The sequence below is a fragment of the Pseudomonadota bacterium genome, from assembly GCA_039714795.1.
Taxonomy (GTDB): domain Bacteria; phylum Pseudomonadota; class Alphaproteobacteria; order JAGOMX01; family JAGOMX01; genus JBDLIP01.
Genome location: JBDLIP010000097.1, coordinates 1 through 7,004, shown reverse-complemented (window position 1 = coordinate 7,004; position 7,004 = coordinate 1). Strand labels below are relative to the sequence as shown.

The following is a 7,004-nucleotide window of genomic DNA, read 5'->3' as shown; positions in this document are numbered from 1 at the left end:
GGTTTATTTACTTGCTGGAAATTCGGATTTTTACCAACTGAAACTACGCTGTTCGCCTACCTAAAATTCAGCTTACCCACTCAAAACGCAAAAGAGCCAAAAAATTACCAGCCAAGAAGACTTTTTTTAATCGTAATTGCTCAGCTCGCACAGTTCGTCATCTCAGACTTGGGTGTGCTCCCAGCATGACGTATTAATAACTTAAAGCTCCAAAACTTGTGCAAATGTGTCAAGTTTTCAAACCAAGCTCCATGATATCTGAGCAGCATTTCAGCGCGGTGCTGCCTTGCTGACATCTGGTTTCTGATTTCTGATTTCTGCCCTTTGCCCCCTACTTCTTTTGTTTTCTCACAAACGCTGGAATTTCAGAAATCGAATCACCCACGTCCTCACCACTTGTGCGTGTGGTATTGCGAACTCTTACCTGTCCCGCTGGTGCTGGATTTCCACCTACATTTTTGAAAGGACGAAGGAAACGCTCAAAAAGTCCTGGGCGATGACTTTCATGGGTATGAGGTGGCGCTGTAGGAACAGTAGGCGCTTCGACGCCAAAGCTTGGTGTTACTTCAGCAGTAACTTCATGATCTGTAACTGTTTGTGGTTCTGCTGTAGGAGCCGGGCTCTCTGGTTCTGGTTGCTGCATTGATGTTGCCTGGTCTGTAGCTGGAGGCCAGGGTGTAAGTCCCTCTTCCTTGATGATATCTTGTTCTTCAACTGGATTGGCAGAAGCTTGCGTCGCCTCAGTTGTGTCAGCATTCGGAGCAGCATAGGTAGATACAGATGCATTGGCTCTTTGATCCAGCCCGGTTGCCACAACCGATACTCGCAAGCGGCCATTGAGTTTTTCATCAAAAGTCGAGCCAAAGATGATATTCGTATCCGGATCTACCTCGTCGCGAATCCGGTTGGCCGCTTCATCCACTTCAAATAGGGTCATATCCATGCCGCCTGTGATACTGATCAACACGCCTTTAGCACCACGCATCGAAACTTCATCCAACAATGGATTGGCAATGGCAGACTCAGCTGCTTGGATTGCTCGAGTATCTCCTTCGGCTTCTCCAGTGCCCATCATAGATTTGCCCATTTCACCCATGACGCTGCGAATGTCAGCAAAATCAAGATTGATCAGACCTGGAACAATCATCAGGTCGGTAATGCTTCGCACCCCAGAGTACAAAACATTGTCTGCCATTTTAAACGCTTCAGCAAAGGTGGTTTTTTCATTGGAAACTCGGAATAAATTCTGATTGGGAATCACAATCAGAGAGTCCACATGGTGCTGTAATTCTTCAATTCCTTGCTCAGCCGTGCGCATCCGGTGCGCTCCTTCAAAATGGAACGGCTTAGTGACCACACCAACGGTCAAAATCCCCATTTCTCTAGCTGCATGAGCAATCACAGGTGCTGCTCCTGTTCCAGTGCCACCTCCCATACCAGCTGTGACAAACAGCATATGAGTGCCGTCGATGAATCCCATAATTTCATCCATGGTTTCTTCAGCTGATGCCTGACCAACATCTGGACGTGACCCAGCGCCTAGCCCTTTGGTCATAGTTGGCCCTAATTGAATGCAATGTTCAGCTTCAGCTTGCTCAAGCGCTTGTGCATCTGTATTACTGACCACAAAAGTGACACCGTCAAGTTTAGAGCGAATCATATTATTGACAGCATTGGTTCCACCACCACCAATGCCCATCACCGCAATTCGAGGTTTTAAATCAACCTCTTCAATAGGTGCAGGTTCTTTTTTAAAGGAACTTACAGGGCGTAGGGCTGGTTTTGGCTTCACAACTGCGGTCATAACGGGTCTCCAATTATGTTGAATTACTAAACATTAAGTATCTTGTCCTAATTTATGACAAACTTTCGAAAAATACACCAGGTAAATATGGAATTTTTTACCCAAGTGGTAACTGTTCATCTCACACTGACTGGCAGGAGTTGAGTGGTTACCCCAGTTGTAAAATACAACTGTCTTGCATTGGCATCATAACCGGTTTGGACTAATCTAAAATTAAATTTTAGATTTTCTCAGCTCCTACCTATTGCAGTCATACTCCAATAATCATACCGAACGCTTGACCAATGTAAACCGCACGCTTTTTGCTTTCATAAAACTCAACATTTTGATAAAGCACTTTTGCTTATAAAGATGAGAGGTCAGGAGAGAAACTATACTGAGCCCCCACTAGCTTGCAACAGACAAGTAGCAAAAAGAAAAACAAAAAGGCTTAAGAATAAATTATTTAAAACGATGCTTTCTTTACTTGTTGGAGGCTTGGAATTTTACTAGCTGAACCTACGCTGTTCGCCTACCTAAAATTCAGATTACCCACTCAAAACGCAAAAGAGCCGATGAAATGTTATGGAGCTGGGCACTCAATGCGAAATACCATCCAGGGGTTTAAGCTGACGTAGTCTTTTGTCCGTATATGGGATAGAATACCGATAAGTCACCGGCTTTTTCATAAACGAAAGGACTTAATAAATGCAGACTGCGGCTTATTACCGTTACCCTTGTGTGTTTCAAGACACGCTTATTTTTGTAAGCGAAGATGATCTTTGGAGTGTTCCTATCACGGGTGGCACGCCACACCGGTTGACTACAGGTTTGGGAGCTTGTACACACCCAGTTTTTTCGCCCGATGGATGCCAGATTGCTTTTAGTGGATCTGAGGAAGGTCACACCGAAGTTTACATCATGCCGAGCACCGGCGGTCCGGTTCAAAGGCTGACTTATCTTGGTGATGTCGCTCACGTTGTCGGATGGGATACTACAGGAATCACTTTTGCCTCTTCGGCAAACTTGCCTTTTAGCCGCGTAAATGAGTTGTTTCGGGTGGATCCGGCATCCGGTGCAACCGAATCCCTCAATTTGGGTCCAGCAACCTTTATTTCCTATGGTGGGGGCATCCAGGCTGTCATCCAACGGCACGGCTATCGTGAATACGGGTACTGGAAACGCTATCGTGGTGGTACAGCTGGAGAATTATGGATCGATACCAAAGGACGCGGCCAATTTGAAAAGTTGGTTGATCTGCCTGGAAACCTGGCACGGCCCTTGTGGATCGAGGATCGTATTTACTTTGCCTCTGATCATGAAGGTGTGGGCGGAGTCTATTCCTGTGATACTTCCGGATCTGATTTGCGTTGTCATTTCAAACATGATGTGTTTTATGCGCGCAATCTCAGCACCGATGGCAAGCAAATTGCCTATCACGCCGGTGCTGATCTCTACCTCTATGATGTGCAAACTGAGCAAAATACGAAAATAGATATTAACTACTCCAGTCCCCGGCATCAACGTAATCGCAAATTTGTTTCCTGTAGCCGTTACCTTGAAGATTATGCACTGCACCCTGAGGGGCACTCTTTAAGCCTGACTAGCAGAGGCAAAGCTTTTTATATGGGTAACTGGGATGGACCCAGCTTGCAGTTGGGTGCCACAAATGAGGCTCGTTATCGTCTTTCTACTTGGTTGAATGATGGTAAACGGCTATTGGTGGTTAGTGATGAAGGCGGGCAAGAGACGCTCGAGATTTACGATGGTGAAACCTTGAAACGAATCAATCGCTTAGAGAACACCGATTTGGGACGTGTGGTTGAGTTGCAGGTTTCACCGACTCATGACGAAGTAATCTTGACCAATCATCGATGTGAGCTGATCCATATTGATTTGCAAAGCTGGAAATGTACAACCCTGGACCAAAGTAAGTTTGCGCATATTGCTGGTTTTGACTGGTCCCCTGACGGTAAGTGGGTGGCCTATAGCTGGGCGCAAAACCACCACACTTGGGTGATTAAAATTGTTGAACCCAAAAAGCCAAAATCACAAATTGTTACTAAACCGGTGTTGATGGATGTTGCGCCGCACTTTGATCCAGAAGGCAAATACCTGTATTTTATCTCGTACCGAACCTTTAATCCTGTGCGTGATAATCTGCATTTTGAATTGAGTTTTCCCAAAGGGGCTCGGCCTTACCTATTGGCATTGCGCAAAGATGTGACCAATCCCTTTGTACTCGGTGCTCCAGAGTTTGGGGGGCAAGATGGTCAGAGGGAAGAGGAGCCAGAAGAGGAAAAGAAAAGCGGATCCAAGAAAAAGTCCAAAAAGGATATCGTGAAAGTTGAGATTGATTTTGATGGTATTCAAGAGCGCATCAAGGCTTTTCCTGTGGCTGAGGGGAATTATACCCAAATCCAAGCTATGCCAGGCAAAGTCATTTATGGCCAATGTCCCCTAAGAGGGACTCTTTATGACGACGATGGCGATGATGATTCTTGTGCGTCGGCTAATGTCCAAATCCATTGCTACGATTTTGAGTCGCAAAAGGAAGAGGTACTCGTTGATCATGTCAATGAATTTGAATTGTGCCGTAAACGTCAGTGGATGATCTATCGATCTGGCGAAGCATTGCGAGTTGTTAAAGCAGGACAAAAACCGGAGACAGATGAAGACAGCAAGAGATACTCAAAAGCTCAAGGATGGATTAATCTTTCACGCAATAAAGTATTGATCGATCCTGCGTGCGAGTGGCGGCAAATGCTGCATGAGGCTTGGCGCTTGCAACGGGATCATTATTGGACTCAGGATATGTCGCGGATTGATTGGCAATCGGTGTATGATCACTATGCTCCTATGCTTGAGCGTATCAGCACTCGAGAAGAATTCAGTGATTTGCTCTGGGAGATGCAGGGTGAGCTGGGAACCTCGCATGCCTATGTGATTGGCGGAGATATCCGCAGATCGCCGCACCACTATGGTGTGGGGAACTTAGGGGCTGATTTTGTATTCAACTCCAAGCAAGGGGGGTATCAGTTTAGCAATATCAAAATCGGTGATTCATGGGATGAGCACTCTGCTTCACCACTGCAACAATTGGGAGTCAATATCCAAGAGGGTGATTTGTTGTGGGCCGTGGGAGGAAAAGAACTTTCCCAAGCTCAACGGCCGGAACCATTGTTGCTCAATCAAGCTGATCAAGATGTGCAGCTCACAGTCAGTGACGCGAAAGGTAAAAACAAACGCAAAGTGGTGGTGCAAGCCCTGGTTTCATCAACCCGATTGTGTTATCGCTCATGGGTCGACAAAAACCGTGCTTATGTGCATGAAAAGACCAATGGTAGAGTTGGGTACGTGCACATTCCTGACATGAGTCCTTGGGGCTTTGCGGAATTTCATCGTGGCTTTTTGGCCGAGTGTGATTATGATGGTTTGGTCGTCGATGTCCGCTACAATGGTGGCGGTAATGTTTCTCCGCTGTTACTGGAAAAGCTAGCGCGCAAACGTCGTGGCTTTGATATAACGCGTTGGTTTGGCGCTGAACCACACCCCGCCGATTCACCATCTGGCCCTATGGTGGCGCTTACCAATGAGTACGCTGGATCCGATGGTGATATGTTCAGCCACAGCTTCAAGATGATGCAATTGGGACCGCTGATTGGTAAACGCACCTGGGGTGGTGTGATTGGCATTTGGCCACGGCATTCATTGGTGGATCGAGGTGTGACCACCCAGCCAGAGTTTTCATTTTGGTTTGCTGATGTGGGTTGGAGCATTGAAAACTACGGCGTTGACCCGGATGTTGAAGTTGAAGTTACCCCGCAGGATTACGGGAAGGGCAGAGATCCACAATTGGATCGTGGTATTCAGGAAGTGTTACAAATAATAGAGCAAAACCCGCCGCTGCAGCCACCACAGTTGGTGAATGAACGTCCAGATCTGCGGCAACCCTGGTAGATGGCCAGTTGTCCATAAACTGAAAATCGTTTTTGAGCTGGCAATCTATCCTCGATTCCCGGAATTTGTAACTAGGTTCTTTCATTTATAATTTCTTTTGTTATTGGTGTTTTTATTGGAATTATTGTTGGAGTCAATGGTGGAGACCAACAGACAGCTGCTATCTTCGGAGGTATTGCTGGGTTTTTTGTTGGTACTATTGGGGGGTGGCTTTATTATGCTCTGCAATACGCGTCACGTTTTCAAGCGAATCTCGGCATGCGTTGTTTTGGGATTCAAGTGGTTGATTATAATTATCAACGTATTAGCTTTGGGCGGGCAACTGATCGGTTTTTTGCCAAAATAATTTCAGGGTTAACTTTAGGAATTGGTTTTCTCATGATTGCCTTTACCGAGAGAAAACAAGGTTTGCATGACTTTATGGCTGGAACCTATATGGTTTATAAGGACTAGGGAAGACAAAGCCTTGGATTGTTACCCGTTCAAAAGAGGAGCACCCCTTACTAAAGTGGCGGGTTCCAATCCAATTTAAGTTCAAACCCAGATTACTTGAGAGTGATTGGGCTGGCCGCACGTGCGGTCACTCATTGCCTGTTATTTCAGGTATTGCAACAGTTTCTTCTCCTGCGATTACGTAAGAGTCTGACAGCCAATAGCCTAGGTCAATCGACTTGCAACGAGCACTGCAAAAAGGTTTGTGGTCATCTGATTTGCTGGTTTTGTTGCAAGTGGGACAGAGCGCCATTATTTTACATTGACCAATCTATTTTTCTCGGAAAATAATGCGACCTTTAGTCAGATCATAAGGGGTCATTTCCACAGTGACCTTATCGCCAGTCAATACACGGATCCTGTTTTTGCGCATTCGGCCTGATGTGTGTGCCAGGATAACGTGACCGTTTTCCAATTCAACACGAAACATTGCATTCGGTAGTAGTTCCAGGACCTTTCCTGGAAATTCAAGAAGTTCTTCTTTTGCCATTCGGTTCTCAGATTGATTTCATCTGGCGAATCGTATCACATAAGCGCAGGTGGGGTCAAATTGCAAGAGAATTTTAGGGGGCTTGTGCCTGGTCAGTTACTGGAAATGTCGCGAAAAATACTTGTGTGTCGCGTATTTTGTCGCGATAATACTGTTAAAAATTTGCTGGAAGTTGTTCAATGCATTAAAAAAAATCTTGGGCATGAGCATAAAGCATCGTTTTAAATAATTTACTCTTAAGCCTTTTTGTTTTTCTTTTTGCTACTTGTCTGTTGCAAG

At 45.6% G+C, this 7,004-nt stretch carries 6 protein-coding genes; 3 read left to right on the top strand and 3 right to left on the bottom strand.

The window, feature by feature from the left end; genetic code table 11:
* Positions 1–189: hypothetical protein (locus ABFQ95_06860; GenBank protein ID MEN8237240.1), on the top strand; the 189-nt coding region annotated here is incomplete at its 5' end.
* A gap of 142 nt (positions 190–331) precedes the next feature.
* On the opposite strand, the gene ftsZ is transcribed toward ABFQ95_06860, so the two are convergent.
* A complete protein-coding gene (gene ftsZ / locus ABFQ95_06855) occupies positions 332–1,804 on the bottom strand; it encodes a cell division protein FtsZ (protein MEN8237239.1) in 1,473 nt (490 codons plus the stop codon).
* 687 nt (positions 1,805–2,491) lie between these two features.
* On the opposite strand from ftsZ, the gene ABFQ95_06850 reads away from it, so the two are divergent.
* Together ABFQ95_06850 and ABFQ95_06845 are read left to right on the top strand one after the other, a co-directional pair.
* Positions 2,492–5,743, top strand: a complete 3,252-nt coding sequence (locus tag ABFQ95_06850; protein ID MEN8237238.1) for a S41 family peptidase — start codon at positions 2,492–2,494, stop codon at positions 5,741–5,743.
* Positions 5,744–5,830: 87 nt separating this feature from the next.
* Positions 5,831–6,196, top strand: coding sequence for an RDD family protein (locus ABFQ95_06845; GenBank protein MEN8237237.1), 366 nt, complete (start codon positions 5,831–5,833; stop codon positions 6,194–6,196).
* A 127-nt stretch (positions 6,197–6,323) separates the two neighbouring features.
* Here ABFQ95_06845 and yacG read toward each other — a convergent pair whose 3' ends face one another.
* Both yacG and infA read right to left on the bottom strand, forming a co-directional pair.
* Positions 6,324–6,488: a DNA gyrase inhibitor YacG gene (gene yacG / locus ABFQ95_06840; GenBank protein MEN8237236.1), complete on the bottom strand. Its 165-nt coding sequence runs from the start codon at positions 6,486–6,488 to the stop codon at positions 6,324–6,326.
* Positions 6,489–6,506: 18 nt separating this feature from the next.
* Positions 6,507–6,725, bottom strand: coding sequence for a translation initiation factor IF-1 (gene infA / locus ABFQ95_06835; GenBank protein ID MEN8237235.1), 219 nt, complete (start codon positions 6,723–6,725; stop codon positions 6,507–6,509).
* Positions 6,726–7,004 lie beyond the last annotated feature (279 nt).